Origin of the sequence: Priestia megaterium, from assembly GCF_046599315.1 — a bacterium.
GTDB classification, from domain to species: Bacteria; Bacillota; Bacilli; order Bacillales; family Bacillaceae_H; genus Priestia; species Priestia megaterium_F.
On record NZ_JBKIKC010000003.1, the window covers coordinates 28,968 to 45,749 of the forward strand.

Genomic DNA, 16,782 nt, shown 5'->3' on the forward strand with positions numbered 1-16,782 from the left:
AAAAAAGTAGGAGCTGAAATGGATGCCTGTCTTTACAAAAAAGAACGTCATTCGCTATCCATTTTACTCATTGTATAGTATAGCTCTGATTTTAGTAGGCATCGTGACCTATCATAATTGGATCATAGGAATGATAGGCTTTATATTACTATTAGCCTGTCTTTTTCTATACATGAGAATGGAGCGAATGCTGTCCGATGAGTTTGAAACCTATATTTCAATGCTGTCTCATCGGCTGAAAAAAGTAGGCGAAGAGGCATTAATGGAAATGCCTATTGGGATTATGCTGTTTAATGATGAATATCAAATTGAATGGACAAATCCTTTTCTAGCATCTTGTCTGGGTGAAGATACACTAGTGGGAAGATCATTATACGATGTAGCCGAAAGTATTATTCCACTGATCAAACAAGAAGTGGAAACAGAAGTTGTCACGTTACATGATCGAAAATTTAAAGTGGTGATTAAACGAGACGAGCGCTTACTGTACTTCTTTGATATTACAGAGCAAATGGAAATCGAAAAGTTGTATGAAGAAGAAAAAACAAGTTTAGGAATTATCTTTTTAGATAATTATGATGAACTAACGCAAGGAATGGATGATCAAGTTAAAAGTAACTTGAATAGCCAAGTAACCTCTATGTTAAATAATTGGGCTCAAGAATACGGTATTTTTATTAAACGTACGTCTTCTGAGAAATTTATTGCTATTATGAATGAGCAAATCTTAATTCATTTAGAACGAAGTAAATTTTCTATTTTAGACCAAGTTCGAGAAGAGACGTCTAAACAAAATATACCGCTTACATTGAGCATTGGTATTGGTGCTGGAGCTGCTGATTTACCTGAACTAGGTGCTTTGGCTCAATCTAGCTTAGATTTGGCCCTAGGTCGGGGTGGAGATCAAGTAGCGATTAAACAGCCAAATGGAAAAGTGAAATTCTTTGGGGGTAAGACAAACCCTATGGAAAAACGGACGCGCGTGCGTGCAAGGGTTATTTCACATGCGTTAAAAGAGCTCATTACAGAGAGTGGAAAAGTTATTATCATGGGTCATAAGTATCCGGATATGGATGCTGTAGGAGCTGCTATTGGGATACTAAAAGTAGCCCAAGTAAATCAGAAAGACGGTTTTATCGTATTAGATCCTGACCATATCGATACAGGTGTTCAGAGAATGCTAGAAGAGATTAAAAAGAAAGAAGGTCTATGGGAACGATTTATTACGCCTGAGGAAGCCTTAAATCTTGTGAGTGATGATACTCTTTTAGTAGTAGTCGATACGCATAAGCCGTCGCTCGTTATTGAAGAAAGATTATTAAATCGTATTGAAAATGTCGTGGTCATTGATCACCATAGAAGAGGAGAAGACTTTATCGAAGATCCTCTTCTTGTCTATATGGAGCCATATGCTTCCTCGACAGCAGAACTCGTTACTGAGCTTCTTGAATACCAGCCAAAACGATTTAAAATTGATATGCTAGAAGCAACGGCACTTTTAGCCGGTATTATTGTTGATACAAAAAGCTTTACATTACGCACAGGATCTCGTACGTTTGATGCAGCGTCCTTTTTACGCTCTCAAGGCGCAGATACGGTTCTTGTTCAAAAGTTTCTAAAAGAAGATATCACGCAATATGTACAGCGAGCACGCTTTATTGAACACGCAGAGATTTATACAGCAGGTATTGCCATTTCACGAGCTGAACCAAACAAAATGTATGATCAAGTATTAATTGCGCAAGCTGCAGATACGCTGCTTTCAATCAGTGGAGTAGTTGCTTCATTTGTTATTTCTAAGCGACGGGATAACTTAATTGGCATTAGTGCCAGGTCGCTTGGAGATATCAATGTACAAGTTATTATGGAGAGTCTCCAAGGCGGAGGCCACTTAACGAATGCTGCTACTCAGCTTCAAGACATTAGTTTGGATGAAGCTGAAGAGCGGCTTAAACAAGCAATTGATGAGTACTTAGATGGAGGTAAGAAATCATGAAAGTAATTTTCTTAAAAGACGTAAAGGGAAAAGGCAAAAAAGGTGAAGTGAAAAATGTTTCAGACGGCTATGCACATAACTTCTTGTTAAAAAATGGTTATGCTGTTGAAGCTACAGGCGGTAATGTAAAAGTATTAGAAGCACAAAAAAATAGAGAGCAAAAAGATGCAGCTGCAGAACTTCAAGCAAACAAAGAGTTAAAAGCTACTCTTGAAGAACTAACAGTTGAATTAAAAGCAAAATCTGGTGAAGGTGGCCGTTTATTTGGTTCTATTACAAGTAAACAAATTGCTGAAGAGTTAAAGAAAAAGCACAACATTAAAGTAGATAAGCGTAAAATTGAATTAAATGATGCAATTCGCGCATTGGGCTATACAAATGTACCGGTTAAATTACATCCGGAAGTAACTGCTACTGTAAAAGTACACGTGACTGAACAAAAATAAACGTACGATTAAAAATAAGTAAATAATATAAAGAGTTGGCGCGGACTTGTATTTGTTCGCGCCAACATTTATGATGAAAGAAAATACGAAAGAATATAAGAGGGGCATAGAAATATGAGTGATCTTTTTGCTGATCGTCTTCCGCCTCAGAATATAGAAGCAGAGCAAGCGCTATTAGGGGCCATTTTCTTAGAGCCTTCTTCTTTAACCTTAGCATCTGAACTGCTAATACCTGAAGATTTTTATCGGGCATCGCACCAGAAAATCTTTACATGTATGCTGAAACTTTCTGATCAAGGTGAGCCGGTTGATTTGGTGACGGTAACGTCTGAATTAGCTGACCAAAAAATCCTAGAAGAAGTTGGCGGCGTATCGTATTTAAGTGATTTAGCTAACTCTGTTCCAACGGCTGCAAACGTAGAGTACTACGGTAAAATCGTAGAAGAAAAATCGATTTTACGTCGTTTAATTCGTACTGCAACGCATATTGCTTCAGAAGGATATGCAAGGGAAGACGAAGTAGAAGTTTTATTAAATGAAGCGGAAAAAAACATTTTAGAAGTAGCACAGCGTAAAAACAGCGGTGTGTTTCAAAATATCAAAGATGTCCTTGTACAAACGTACGATGACATCGAAGTTCTTCACAATCGAAAAGGTGACATTACGGGTATCCCAACAGGGTTCAGTGATTTAGATAGAATGACAGCGGGATTTCAGCGAAATGATTTAATCATTGTAGCGGCCCGTCCATCGGTAGGTAAAACGGCCTTTGCCTTAAATATTGCGCAAAATGTTGCAACGAAAACGGATGAGAACGTAGCAATTTTTAGTTTAGAGATGGGCGCTCAGCAGCTTGTTATGAGGATGCTGTGTGCTGAAGGAAATATCGATGCGCAAAGGCTTCGTACAGGCTCGCTTACAGCTGATGACTGGGGAAAGCTTACTATGGCAATGGGGTCTTTGTCCAATGCAGGGATTTATATTGATGATACACCTGGTATTCGAGTAGGTGAAATTCGTTCTAAGTGTCGTCGCTTGAAGCAAGAAGGCGGACTTGGAATGATTTTAATTGACTACTTACAGCTTATTCAAGGGAATGGACGAAGCGGAGAAAACCGACAGCAGGAAGTATCTGAAATTTCTCGTGCGTTAAAAGCTTTAGCTCGTGAATTAGAAGTTCCTGTTATCGCCTTATCACAGCTTTCCCGTGGAGTAGAGCAGAGACAAGATAAGCGACCAATGATGTCTGATATCCGTGAATCAGGAAGTATTGAGCAGGATGCCGATATTGTAGCTTTCTTATATCGTGAAGACTACTATGAAAAAGATACAGAAAATCAAAATATTATTGAGATTATTATAGCGAAGCAGCGTAACGGTCCAGTTGGAACCGTACAGCTTGCCTTTGTAAAAGAATACAATAAATTCGTTAATCTCGAGCGGCGCTTTGATGACGCAGGAGTGCCGCCTGGTGCATAAAACCTCTCAATATGAGAGGTTTTATTTTATTGTTATCGTATTCGTTCCGCAAAATACGATATATTTGTAATAACTTTTGTTAAATCGTTCGGATTTAATTGACTTTAGCATAATAAATTGATACACTTAACCATGGTTAAATTATGTCGTAGTGAGCTGTTGCTTACTAAGCGGAGGTGCTTAAGATATGTCTTCAGTCGTTGTAGTAGGAACACAATGGGGAGATGAAGGAAAAGGGAAGATTACAGACTTCCTATCAGAAAATGCAGAAGTGATTGCACGTTACCAAGGTGGGAACAATGCAGGTCACACAATTAAGTTTAATGGTGAAACTTATAAGTTACATTTAATTCCTTCAGGTATTTTTTATAATGACAAAACGTGTGTAATTGGAAACGGTATGGTTGTTGATCCAAAAGCACTTGTTCAAGAATTAAAATACTTACATGATCGCGGTGTAACAACAGATAACTTACGTATTAGTAACCGAGCTCATGTGATTCTTCCATATCATTTGAAATTAGATGAAGTTGAAGAAGAACGTAAAGGTGAAAATAAGATTGGTACAACGAAAAAAGGTATTGGACCAGCTTATATGGATAAAGCAGCACGTGTTGGTATTCGAATTGCCGATTTACTAGACCGTGAAGTATTTGAAGCAAAATTAACACAAAACTTAGCTGAAAAGAATCGCCTTCTTGAAAAAATGTATGAAGTAGAAGGCTTTACATTAGAAGAAATTTTAGATGAGTACTATGAGTATGGTCAACAAGTTGCAAAATATGTTGTTGATACATCAGTAGTATTAAATGACGCGTTAGATGAAGGACGTCGTGTACTATTTGAAGGCGCACAAGGTGTTATGTTAGATATCGATCAAGGAACATATCCATTTGTTACATCTTCAAACCCAGTAGCGGGTGGAGTAACAATTGGTTCTGGTGTAGGTCCATCTAAAATCAAACACGTTGTAGGTGTATCAAAAGCGTATACAACTCGTGTTGGTGACGGTCCTTTCCCAACGGAATTAACAAATGAAATTGGTGATCAAATCCGTGAAGTAGGACGTGAATATGGTACAACAACTGGTCGTCCTCGCCGTGTAGGTTGGTTTGACAGTGTAGTTGTACGTCATGCTCGTCGCGTTAGCGGAATCACAGATTTATCTTTAAACTCAATTGATGTATTAACAGGAATTGAGACGTTAAAGATTTGTGTAGCTTACCGTTACAAAGGGGAAGTTATGGAAGAATTCCCTGCTAGCTTAAAAACACTTGCAGAATGCGAACCTGTATATGAAGAGCTTCCAGGTTGGACAGAAGATATTACGGGTGTAAAAACATTGGATGAATTACCTGATAACGCTCGCCATTACTTAGAGCGCGTGTCTCAATTAACAGGTATTCCTCTATCTATTTTCTCTGTAGGTCCAGATCGTACACAAACAAATGTATTACGTGGTGTATATAGCTAAATAAAAAAAGGTTAGCTCTTTGTGAGCTAACCTTTTTTATTTATGATTTGCGCTTTTTAACAAGATCTTTAAAAAAAGCTCAATAATAAAAAGAAAGTTTTAAAAAAACTATTGCATTTATATAAAATATCATGTTATTATAATAGACGTCGCTAAGAGATATAACATGAGCCATTAGCTCAGTTGGTAGAGCATCTGACTTTTAATCAGAGGGTCGAAGGTTCGAGTCCTTCATGGCTCACTTTTGTTACAATGTGGCCCGTTGGTCAAGCGGTTAAGACACCGCCCTTTCACGGCGGTAACACGGGTTCGAATCCCGTACGGGTCATTTTTAAAATACATAGCACATAGACTGAGGTCCCGTGGTGTAGCGGTTAACATGCCTGCCTGTCACGCAGGAGATCGCGGGTTCGATTCCCGTCGGGACCGCCATTTTGGCTCGGTAGCTCAGTTGGTAGAGCAAAGGACTGAAAATCCTTGTGTCGGCGGTTCGATTCCGTCCCGAGCCATCAAAAAGCATGACTTTATTTAAAGTCATGCTTTTTTCTTTTATTTACGTTTAAAAGAAAACGTTATTTGTTCTGTCTCTCTTTTGTGGTAATATATTACTTTCGTATTTAGGGGTGGTTGAAAATCATATATCTTCATGTATAGTAGAGGATGAACTTGTGACGTTTCAAGGGTTATCAAGTATAATAAAACTACGGTATTCAAACAGTATGAATACTATCTTTTATATTTTGCTGCAACTAATAAAGGAGAACGATGATCATGGATAAACGTATTTTAGTCGTAGATGACGAAAAGCCGATTGCAGATATTTTAAAGTTTAATTTGCAAAAAGAAGGTTACGAAGTATTTTGTGCTTATGATGGCGTAGAAGCACTTGAAAAAGTGGAAGAAGTACAGCCTGAAATGATTTTATTAGATATTATGCTTCCTCAGAAAGATGGAATGGAAGTTTGCCGAGAAGTCCGTAAAAAATATGATATGCCGATTATCATGTTAACAGCAAAAGACTCTGAAATTGACAAAGTTTTAGGTCTAGAATTAGGTGCAGATGATTATGTAACTAAGCCTTTCAGTACGCGCGAACTGTTAGCACGTGTAAAAGCTAATTTGCGCAGACATCAGCAGGTAGCTGTTCCAACAGAAGAAAGCGAAACGAATGAAATTACAATTGGAGCGCTTGTTATTCACCCAGATGCTTATATCGTGTCTAAGCGCGGAGAAACAATTGAACTGACTCATCGTGAATTTGAACTGCTGCATTATTTAGCGAAGCACATTGGACAAGTTATGACGCGTGAACACTTGCTGCAAACTGTATGGGGTTATGACTATTTCGGTGATGTGCGTACAGTAGATGTAACAGTTCGACGATTACGTGAAAAAATTGAAGATAATCCAAGCCATCCAATGTGGATTGTAACAAGACGTGGAGTAGGCTATTATTTACGCAGCCCAGAGCAGGAGTAATTTTAGATGAAGAAAGTAAGGCTCCTGCAATCTATTCATTTAAAGTTTGTACTGATTTATGTGTTGCTCATTTTAATTGCGATGCAAATTATTGGGGTCTATTTTGCAAGACAATTAGAAAAAGAATTAGTTAACAACTTTCGAACGTCTCTTCAAGAGCGGACAGACTTGTTGACGTATAATATTGGACAAGAAATGGTGAAAAATCGTGATGATGACTCACCCACTCTTGAAGAAGACTTAAAGACTATTTTACGAGATTTTGCTTCAAGACCCAATCTAGCTTCAAATGACATGAATGACATCTCTGAAGTAAGAGTCATTGATCAAAATAGAAGAATTATTGCTACATCGAACTCAAATCCTCAACAGATCATAGGTAAAAAGACAAATGATTTAGCAATTACAAATGCATTGTTAGCGGGAACAAACTCGGATAATGTATTTGTTGATAAAAGCGGACAGCGAATCAGAGTCATGATACAGCCTATTCGTTTACAGGATAAAGTAGGTGCGAGTCAATCAAATTCAACTAATAAAAATGGAAAAGTTCAGTCCAGCGAAGAAATCTTAGGTGCTATTTACTTAACAGCTTCCATGGAGCCTGTTTATGATCAAATGAGTAATATCAATCAAATTTTTAAAGCCGGTACGGTAATTGCTCTTTTTATTACAGCTATTTTAGGCGTGTTTTTAGCTCAAACGATTACCCGTCCAATGTCTGAAATGAGAAAACAAGCACTTGAGATGGCTAAAGGGAATTTCACGAGAAAAGCTAAGGTATATGGGTATGATGAAATTGGTCAGCTAGCTCTTACATTCAACAATTTAACGAGAAAGCTTCAAGAAGCACAGGCAACTACAGAAGGGGAGCGCCGTAAGCTTAGTTCGGTATTAGCCCATATGACGGATGGCGTTATTGCAACAGATCGAAAGGGAAGAGTAATTTTAATTAACGATCCAGCCGCAGCTATGCTAAATGTTTCACGTGAAACGGTTTTGTCTGATCCAGTCGTTTCCCTGTTAGATCTTGAAGAAACGCATACGTTTGAAAGCTTGCTCGCCAATCAAGAGTCGTTAATTTTGGATTTCAGTACAAAATCGAATCCCTTTATTTTACGAGCTACCATTTCTGCTATTCAAAAAGAGACCGGCTTTATTAACGGGATTATCATTGTCCTGCATGATATTACAGAGCAGGAGAAAATTGATCAAGACCGTCGAGAATTTGTAGCAAATGTTTCACATGAATTGCGTACACCGTTAACAACGATGCGCAGTTATTTAGATGCGCTTGCAGACGGAGCTTGGGAAGATAAGGACTTAGCTCCAACATTTTTAAACGTAACGCAAACCGAAACAGAACGAATGATTCGTCTCGTTAACGACTTGCTTCAATTATCTAAGCTAGATAGCCAAGACTATCAATTTAGCCGTGACCCAATCAATTTTGTGAAGTTCTATCATTACATCATTGATCGCTTTGAAATGACAATTGAACAAGGTATTTCGTTTGTGCGCGACTTGCCAAATGAAGCAATCTATGTAGCTATCGATCAAGATAAAATTACACAAGTATTAGATAACATTATTTCCAATGCAATCAAATATTCACCTGAAGGCGGAACTATTACATTTTCAATTGCTCAGCATACGCATGAAATTGTTGTGAGCATTAAAGACCAAGGTATGGGAATTCCAAAATCAAATTTAGCTAAAATTTTTGAACGCTTCTATCGTGTAGATAAAGCACGGACACGTAAATTAGGTGGAACAGGATTAGGGCTTGCTATTGCCAAGGAAATTATTGAAGCACATGAGGGACGTATTTGGGCAGATAGTCAGGAAGGAAAAGGAACGACGATTTACTTTACTCTTCCGATTGAAAGTGAGAATGATGACGAATGGGAATGAGATATGAACATATCAAAACGGCCATCTTAGTTGTTCTCGTCGCTTCCAGTTTAATTATGACGTACCATATATGGACGTATCAGCCTTCTTATAAAGTCATTTCAAAAGATCAACATTTGCAGGAAGTTGAAGTGAGTTCTAAGAGTAGAATAGAAGATCATATTCTGCCAACAGAAGTTCTCTATCATCGAAATGATAATCACTATATGTCTCACGATGAAGATGATGTCAGCAGATGGGTAGATGAAATGAAAAAGTGGAAATTTTCAAATGTGACGGACGTTTCGGATGCTATTTCGCCTGATGGATTTTTAGACTATGTCCATGGAAGTAACTCTATTGAAGTGTTATATCCAGACGCGCTTCCTTTGAAAACATTTCAACAGCTTTTTTCGTTCTCTCAAACGTCTTTGCCTAATCAAGCATTTGACCGTGTACTCATTAAGATTAAGCGTACACCTTCCTTTTTCGTGAGCGTATACCTTGTGAATTATGAACAGAAAAAGATTTATTCGGTTACTGTCAAGAATTTGGCCAAAGATGATATTAAAGAATTAGAAGATAAAATGAAACGTACTTATGCCCCGAGCCTTGTATATAAAGAAAACAAAAATCGGTATATATTTCTTCCAGAAAACAATATCACGATGAATAGTGAAGTCTACTATACGAGTATGAGGCATTTAGATATTGAAAAATATAAAGAAGCGCTTTTTAACAATCCAGACTATGCACGCAAAGAAACGTCTACAAACCGGGATGTCTACACCGAAGGTACAAAAGTGATTAATGTCAATACGAAGACAGACGTGATGGAATATGTGAATCTGGTAAATTCCACAAACGAGGTCATGGAAGATTATAATTTAATAAATCGCAGCTTTAGCTTTGTTAATGATCACGGCGGCTGGACAGAATCTAATTATCGATTCAACAGCTGGAATCGTGTTACAAAAGAAATTAGTTATCGTTATTATAAAGATAACTATCCAGTTTACAGCAATCAAGGAATGACTGAGATATATCAGAGATGGGGAAATGCGGAGATTTTAAATTACCGTCGCCCTCTTTATCGTTTTGTAAGAGTACAGGATTCTAGTGTAGAAAAGCTGCAGTCATCTCAAAAAGTTATTCAATTAATTGAAAAACATCAAAACTTTGACCCAAATCTGTTAAAAGATATTTCAATAGGCTATCAGCTAGAAGAAGTGTCACAGCAACCAAAAACCGGTGAAAAGACGGTTGAGTTTAATTCTAATTCTGTCAAACTTGTTCCTTCTTGGTTCTATTATTATAATAGCAAATGGTATCGAATCGCACCGCAGACTGAAGGAGGCGATAACGATGGATTGGAATAGAACAAAAACCATTTTTATTTTCACTTTCTTGATTCTTAATATTTACTTAGGTTATCAAATTTTTAAAACTCATCAAGAAGATCAGTACTCTCTATTTGTGGAGTCAAGCGTTGAAGAACAATTAACGAGTGAAGGCATTGAATATGACCATTTACCTACAGATGTGAAGGAAGCTTCATCGTTAAATGCTAAAAGCAAACTGTTTAAAGATGAAGATTTAAAAAAGCTGAAAGAACAAAAGGCAACGCTTCTTGAGGAAAAAACAATTCGAAGCGTATTAGACAAACCTTTTTCAGTTCCTGAAAAAAATACAAAAGCAAAGCTAAATCAATTTCTAAAACGATATGTGTTCTCTGGTGAGGATTATGAGCTATGGGATGTTAATAAAGAAAAAAAAACAGTTACATTCTTTCAGCAATATAAGAAGCACAAAATCTATGATAATGAAAACGGCATGATCATTGCTCATTTAAACGATAAAGGCGAAATTGTTTCATATGAACAAACGATGCTAGGTTCTGTGAAAACGTTGGATGATGAGCAGGACGTTTTATCTCCTTTAAAAGCACTGGAAAATTTGTTTTTGAAAGAGGAGTTAAAAAAGAATGATAAAGTGACAGACGTAAAGTTTGGATACTACACATTTGATCTGCCGCTATTAAATTCTCAAGTTTTAGCACCAACTTGGCATATTGTTGTAAATGAAGATACGAGTTATTTTGTAAATGCCTTTGAAGGGCAGATTATTAAAAAAGGAAATAAATAAGTATTTGGAGTGAGATAAATGAGCCTGCATTTCAGCGTGCTAGCGAGTGGGAGCACAGGAAATGCGATTTTAGTAAGTGATGGAGACCATTCCTTACTAGTTGATGCAGGGCTGAGCGGAAAACAAATGGAAGCTCTCTTTCAACAAGTAAATCGCAATATCCCGGATTTATCAGGAATTTTGGTGACTCACGAACATAGTGACCATATTAAAGGACTAGGTGTTCTGGCACGTAAATATAAGCTCCCTATTTTCGCAAATGAAAAAACGTGGAACGCAATGGATGGCTTGATCGGCAACATTGATACGGAACAGAAGTTTCACTTTGAAATTGGCCAAACGAAATCGTTTGGTCAATTGGAAGTGGAATCTTTTGGCGTGTCGCATGATGCTGCAGAGCCTATGTTTTATGTCTTTCATCAAGGGTCTAAAAAATTAACCCTTATTACGGATACCGGATATGTAAGTGACCGTATGAAAGGTACGATTAAAAATAGCGATATGTACGTATTTGAAAGCAATCATGATGTTGAAATGCTAAGAATGGGACGATATCCTTGGAGCATTAAAAGACGCATTCTAAGCGACGTGGGACATGTATCAAATGAAGATGCGGCGCTTGCTATGGCAGATGTGATTGGAGATCAAACCAAACGTATTTACTTAGCCCATTTAAGTCAAGACAATAACATGAAGGAAATTGCCCGCATGTCGGTTGCCCAAGTGTTACAACAAAAGGATATCAATGTAGAGGACAATATTCTCCTATGTGATACAGATCCAAAGAGGCCAACTGAGATTGTTTATGTATAGTCTCTAGAAAGGAAGCGAAAAATAACTTCATTTAGTACGTGAAGACAGACATTCACGATGATAAATGAAGGGTTCGGTGATAGTGTGGAACATTATGAGGAAGGCCAAGAGCCAAATAGCCGGCCGCCTAAACGCCGCAGAGGATATTTCGCTTCTGCTCTGATTGGAGCTATTATAGGTGCACTTATTGTACTGCTTTTTATGCCAGCCTTGGTGAGAAACGGGATTTTGCCAGACGGATGGATGACAGATGAAAATGGAGACGAACAAACAGGATCTACCATACAAAAGTCAGTGTCTCTTGATGTCACTACGGCCGTCACAAAAGCTGTTTCTGAAGCCAATGCAGCAGTTGTAGGAGTTGTAAACATCCAAAACTCCGAAAGTTTTTGGAATGATGAACGAACTGATGCCGGGACGGGATCAGGTGTTATTTACAAAAAGCAAGGTAATAAAGCTTATATTGTGACAAACTATCATGTCATTAAAGGGGCTAACGAAATTGAAGTGAGCTTCAGCAATGGTACAAGAGTGTCGGCCAAAATTCTTGGCAGCGATGATTTAATGGACTTAGCAGTTCTTGAAATCGATGCAGGCCACGTGACAAAAGTGGCTACCTTCGGGAATTCTGATAAGCTTAAAGCCGGTGAACCAGTGATTGCCATCGGAAACCCACTAGGCCTTCAATTTTCTGGATCGGTTACACAAGGAGTTGTCTCAGGTGTTAACCGTGTCATTCCTCAAGATTTGAATGGCGATGGAAACCCTGATTGGCAGTCAGAAGTTATTCAAACAGATGCAGCCATTAATCCTGGTAATAGCGGGGGTGCTCTTGTTAATATTGATGGTGAATTAATCGGTATTAATTCGATGAAAATTGCTCAGGAAGCAGTAGAAGGTATCGGTCTCGCGATTCCAATTAATATGGCTAGACCCATTATTAATGACTTAGAACGATATGGAGAAGTCAGACGTCCGTATCTTGGAGTTAGTACACTGTCATTAAGTGAGATCTCAGGGTATCATTTAAAAGAAACCCTTAAATTACCGCATGATGTAGTAAACGGAGTCGCTGTTCTAAAAGTCGAGCCAGGTTCGCCAGCCGCTAAAGCCGGGTTGAAGGAGTATGATGTGATTGTTGAGTTAGATCACAGCAAAGTGAGGGATATTGCGACACTTCGCAAACACCTCTATATTGAAAAAGAAATTGGCGATAAAATGAATGTAACGTTCTATCGTGATGGTAAAAAGAAATCCACAGAAGTAAGACTAACGCGTCAAATGAAGTAAAAGAAAAGTTATCCACAGGGGATAAACTCCTGTGGTTTTTTAATGAAAAGAATAGAGAAAGGAAGATAAATACATGAAGATATATTGCTGTTTAGAACACACAGAACTAGCGCTGGATGTAATGGTAGATGAAATTGAGCTAGCGCCTGTTTTTGAAAAAATAGAAAATTCCACAGACAAAAAAAGCTGTGAATATTGCGACAATGAGGCTGTATATGTAGTAGGGAACTAACATTCTTGTCCAAAATGTGGATATAACATGTGGATATGTGGATAATATCTGTGGATAAGAGATGAAGGAGAGGAGAATAGCCTGTGAATATCTCTATTATAACCATTGGGAAGTTAAAAGAAAAATACTTAAAACAAGGTATTGAAGAATATTTAAAGCGTTTATCAAGCTATGCAAAAGTAGAGATTATTGAGCTTGCAGATGAAAAAGCGCCAGAAAACTTAAGTGAATCTGAAATGGAACAAGTGAAACAAAAAGAAGGAGAACGCATCCTAGCCAAAATCTCCGATGATACTTACGTTATCGCATTAGCTATTAACGGAAAACAAAAATCTTCAGAGGAACTGGCAAAAGAAATCGATTTGTTAGCTACCTATGGAAAAAGTAAAGTAGCGTTTGTTATTGGTGGATCGCTTGGTTTGAGCAACGAGGTAATGAAACGTTCAAACGCGGCTCTTTCTTTTTCAAAGATGACGTTTCCTCATCAGCTTATGCGCCTAGTATTAGTAGAGCAGATTTACCGAGCTTTTCGTATTATTCGAAATGAACCTTATCATAAATAGAGTGTGTGGATATTTTTTATTAAAAGCTGAGACAGAAGGAAATGCAAAACCTTCTGTCTCAGCTTTTATCATATGTGGATAAATAGCACATCTCTATAAAAAAGAGAGAAAAGAACAAAAGGTTCTCCTCTCCGGTAAAATGTTAGAACAATTCGGTTTAAGCAAACCAGACTTTATTTAAGAAACAGAAAAACCTTCGTCTTCTTTCACTCCAGCTCGGTCTTTAAACTCATCAAGCAACGCACGTACTTCGTCAGTCGTTTCTGTGCTCATAAGTAGATTTCTCAATTCACTTGCACCGCGGAATCCGCGAACGTAAATTTTGAAAAAGCGTCGAAGCGGTTTGAAAGGGCGCGGTTCTAGTTCTTCAGAATACTTGTCATGAAGGTCTAGCTGCAGGCGAAGAAGTTCTAATAGCTCTTCACTCGTGTGCTCTTTCTTTTCTTTTTCAAACGCAAAAGGATTATGGAAAATTCCGCGTCCAATCATGATTCCATCAACGCCATACTTTTCAGCAAGCTCAAGACCTTTCTGGCGGTCAGGAATGTCACCGTTAATTGTTAGAAGTGTATGAGGCGCAATTTCGTCACGAAGCTTCTTGATCTCTGGAATCAGCTCCCAATGCGCATCAACATCGCTCATTTCTTTTTTCGTACGAAGGTGAATAGAAAGGTTCACGATATCCTGTTCTAGAATGTGCTTCAGCCAGTCGTACCATTCGTCAACTTGCGTATAGCCAAGACGAGTCTTTACGCTTACTGGAAGTCCCCCAGCTTTGGCTGCCTGGATGATTTCTGCGGCGGTATCTGGGCGGCGAATCAGACCAGAACCTTTTCCGTTTCCTGCAACGTTCTGTACAGGACAGCCCATATTAATATCAATGCCGCCAAAGCCCATTTCGGCCATGCCAATACTCATTTGACGGAAGTATTCAGGCTTGTCTCCCCAAATATGCGCAACGATTGGCTGTTCATCTTCTGTAAACGTCAAACGTCCCTTTACGCTATCTTGTCCTTTTGGGTGGCAGTAGCTTTCTGTATTCGTAAACTCTGTAAAAAATACGTCAGGTCGTGCTGCTTCGGTCACAACATGGCGAAAAACGACATCCGTCACAGCTTCCATCGGTGCCAAAATAAAAAACGGACGCGGCAACTCATGCCAAAAATTATCTTTCATCTTATATCTAAACCCTTTCTTTTAGGGAAAACATATTCCCAAAATTAAAAAGTGTAATTTCTTTTATCAGGTTGAATGCTAGTATAAAATTCAACCAATATATACTTTAATGGTATGGAACAAAAAGTGCAAGGGAACGAGACATTTTGTTTAGCTGGAAATACTTATTAAAACGAACTCTATATCTAGTGTTAGTGGAGAATAAGCAATTAAAAGCGAGCCTGAAGAGGTCTACCGGATAACTACGAATAAATATGTTAACGCGTTTGGGGCTAGGCCCTTTCTTTAAGGATATTATAAAGTATTCACCATAATTATGGTTACGATAAAAGGTTTTATAAATAACTTTTACGATACAAAAACCACGTCTGTCACTGCATAACAGACGTGGTTTCATTAAGTATTAATGTTTTTTATAAGGAGCGCCATCCTTAGAAGACAGCCCAGAAATATATCCGACACCACCTGTTTCTTGAATGCCAATGCTTTCTTTCATTTCGTTAGTCAGTTTCTCTTTATTAACAGCCTTAATATTTTTGACACTGATGTCCTCACCTGGGTATTGATAGTTACTTAGTACGTAGCGAGAGTTTTTAATGTTTTCTACTGCACGAAGTCCTGTTGCTTCTGCTCCCGCCGGAACCGAAGGGGTGCGCGGTAGTTTTTTTATTTTTATATTATAAGTCTATATGAAGTTATTCAGCTACCTTTCAGAGTGTATTCAGGTAGCATTCAGCTGGGCTTCATAGTGAATTCATGTTCCGCTCATACAATAAACACATAGCTAAAGGCGGCAAGATGCGCTTAGGCTTGTACAGCAAAAGTGAAAGGTATTTTAGCAGAAAAAAAACGTTACTCCAATAGCGCTATTTTGATAATGACCGCTGCTAAAACCTTTAGCTCATGCTGTAAATACATTAGAAATTACGCGGAGGTATAATCATGATTGGAAAAGTATTAGCGGGAAAAGCAGTAGTAGCAAAAGCCGTGGGAGGTGCCACAATTGGAACAGCTATCGCTCTTGGTTCAATGACAAGTGCATTTGCTTCAGACGGCCAGCACATTACTTCAACAAAAGCGTCGGCTCATACCGAAGCGGCAACATATACACAGGCTCAGGCAAAAGCAATTGCATTAAAGAACTGTGGAGGAACGGTTCAATCTGTTTCTTTTGAAAATAACGCCTATACGTTTTTAATTCACGGACAAGATAATCAAGATCATCATGTAAAAGTAAATGCCCACAGCGGAAAAGTGGTAAAGGTTGAAAAACTATCTTTTTCTCGAAGTAAGGCACAAGCAGTAGCGTTGAAAAAATGTGGAGGAACAGTTAAGTCAGTAGGCTTCAATGATGGAGTGTATACGTTCTTAATTCATGGAAAAGATAGCCGCGATCATCACGTGAAAGTAAACGCACAAAGTGGAAAAGTGATTCAAATTCAAAGGGCTGCATTTACAAAAGCACAAGTCCAAACGATCGCATTAAAAAATTGTAGCGGAACGATTCAATCTAGTTCATATGCAAATGATGTATACACATTTTTAATTCACGGAAAAGATAACAAAGATCACCATGTGAAAGTAAATGCTAAAACAGGAAAAGTAATCAAAGTCGAAGCGGTAAAGTTTACGCAAGAACAAGCTAAAAAAGTTGCTCTTCAACAGCACAAAGGAATGATTCAATCAGTTTCATTCAGTGAACAAGCATACACGTTTGTTATCAAAGGAACAGACAATGTAAAACGTACTGTAAAAATCAGCCCTCAAACAGGAAAAGTATGCTGATTTCATAAAAA

At 38.1% G+C, this 16,782-nt stretch carries 14 protein-coding genes and 4 tRNA genes; 17 read left to right on the top strand and 1 reads right to left on the bottom strand.

The features are described from left to right. The first annotated feature begins 22 nt into the window (after positions 1–22). From ACLHDF_RS11230 to rlmH, 16 genes are all read left to right on the top strand, one after another. Positions 23–1,996, top strand: a complete 1,974-nt coding sequence (locus tag ACLHDF_RS11230; RefSeq protein WP_413918938.1) for a DHH family phosphoesterase — start codon at positions 23–25, stop codon at positions 1,994–1,996. Beyond that, positions 1,993–2,442: a 50S ribosomal protein L9 gene (gene rplI, locus ACLHDF_RS11235; protein WP_013085555.1), complete on the top strand. Its 450-nt coding sequence runs from the start codon at positions 1,993–1,995 to the stop codon at positions 2,440–2,442. The genes ACLHDF_RS11230 and rplI overlap by 4 nt, the downstream gene beginning before the upstream one ends. A gap of 114 nt (positions 2,443–2,556) precedes the next feature. Next, positions 2,557–3,921, top strand: a complete 1,365-nt coding sequence (gene dnaB / locus ACLHDF_RS11240) for a replicative DNA helicase (protein WP_013059909.1) — start codon at positions 2,557–2,559, stop codon at positions 3,919–3,921. A gap of 187 nt (positions 3,922–4,108) precedes the next feature. Then, a complete protein-coding gene (locus ACLHDF_RS11245) occupies positions 4,109–5,395 on the top strand; it encodes an adenylosuccinate synthase (protein WP_413918939.1) in 1,287 nt (428 codons plus the stop codon). Positions 5,396–5,563: 168 nt separating this feature from the next. Further along, positions 5,564–5,636: transfer RNA gene (locus ACLHDF_RS11250), tRNA-Lys, on the top strand. Positions 5,637–5,651: 15 nt separating this feature from the next. Continuing rightward, a tRNA-Glu gene (locus ACLHDF_RS11255) sits at positions 5,652–5,723 on the top strand. Positions 5,724–5,751: 28 nt separating this feature from the next. Then, positions 5,752–5,827: transfer RNA gene (locus tag ACLHDF_RS11260), tRNA-Asp, on the top strand. A gap of 4 nt (positions 5,828–5,831) precedes the next feature. Then, a tRNA-Phe gene (locus ACLHDF_RS11265) sits at positions 5,832–5,904 on the top strand. A 262-nt stretch (positions 5,905–6,166) separates the two neighbouring features. Next, complete coding sequence (yycF, locus tag ACLHDF_RS11270) at positions 6,167–6,874, top strand: response regulator YycF (protein ID WP_013085552.1); 708 nt, start codon at positions 6,167–6,169, stop codon at positions 6,872–6,874. A 6-nt stretch (positions 6,875–6,880) separates the two neighbouring features. After that, positions 6,881–8,788: a cell wall metabolism sensor histidine kinase WalK gene (gene walK, locus ACLHDF_RS11275; RefSeq protein WP_413918940.1), complete on the top strand. Its 1,908-nt coding sequence runs from the start codon at positions 6,881–6,883 to the stop codon at positions 8,786–8,788. Beyond that, positions 8,779–10,146, top strand: coding sequence for a YycH family regulatory protein (locus ACLHDF_RS11280; RefSeq protein ID WP_413918941.1), 1,368 nt, complete (start codon positions 8,779–8,781; stop codon positions 10,144–10,146). The genes walK and ACLHDF_RS11280 overlap by 10 nt, the downstream gene beginning before the upstream one ends. Continuing rightward, positions 10,133–10,912 carry a two-component system regulatory protein YycI gene (gene yycI / locus ACLHDF_RS11285; RefSeq protein ID WP_413918942.1) on the top strand — a complete coding sequence of 260 codons (780 nt, stop codon included), beginning with the start codon at positions 10,133–10,135 and terminating at the stop codon, positions 10,910–10,912. Before ACLHDF_RS11280 ends, yycI begins: the two co-directional genes overlap by 14 nt. A gap of 18 nt (positions 10,913–10,930) precedes the next feature. Then, complete coding sequence (locus tag ACLHDF_RS11290) at positions 10,931–11,725, top strand: MBL fold metallo-hydrolase (protein WP_413918943.1); 795 nt, start codon at positions 10,931–10,933, stop codon at positions 11,723–11,725. A 57-nt stretch (positions 11,726–11,782) separates the two neighbouring features. Beyond that, positions 11,783–13,015 carry a S1C family serine protease gene (locus ACLHDF_RS11295; protein ID WP_413918944.1) on the top strand — a complete coding sequence of 411 codons (1,233 nt, stop codon included), beginning with the start codon at positions 11,783–11,785 and terminating at the stop codon, positions 13,013–13,015. Positions 13,016–13,088: 73 nt separating this feature from the next. Then, positions 13,089–13,247, top strand: a complete 159-nt coding sequence (locus ACLHDF_RS11300) for a CxxH/CxxC protein (RefSeq protein ID WP_013059901.1) — start codon at positions 13,089–13,091, stop codon at positions 13,245–13,247. 83 nt (positions 13,248–13,330) lie between these two features. After that, complete coding sequence (gene rlmH / locus ACLHDF_RS11305) at positions 13,331–13,810, top strand: 23S rRNA (pseudouridine(1915)-N(3))-methyltransferase RlmH (RefSeq protein WP_413918945.1); 480 nt, start codon at positions 13,331–13,333, stop codon at positions 13,808–13,810. A gap of 177 nt (positions 13,811–13,987) precedes the next feature. Here the strand turns inward: rlmH and ACLHDF_RS11310 are convergent, their stop codons facing one another. Beyond that, on the bottom strand, positions 13,988–14,986 hold the full coding sequence (locus ACLHDF_RS11310; protein ID WP_413918946.1) for a tRNA dihydrouridine synthase: 999 nt from the start codon (positions 14,984–14,986) through the stop codon (positions 13,988–13,990). A 942-nt stretch (positions 14,987–15,928) separates the two neighbouring features. On the opposite strand from ACLHDF_RS11310, the gene ACLHDF_RS11315 reads away from it, so the two are divergent. Then, positions 15,929–16,771: a PepSY domain-containing protein gene (locus ACLHDF_RS11315; protein WP_413918947.1), complete on the top strand. Its 843-nt coding sequence runs from the start codon at positions 15,929–15,931 to the stop codon at positions 16,769–16,771. Positions 16,772–16,782: the final 11 nt, after the last annotated feature.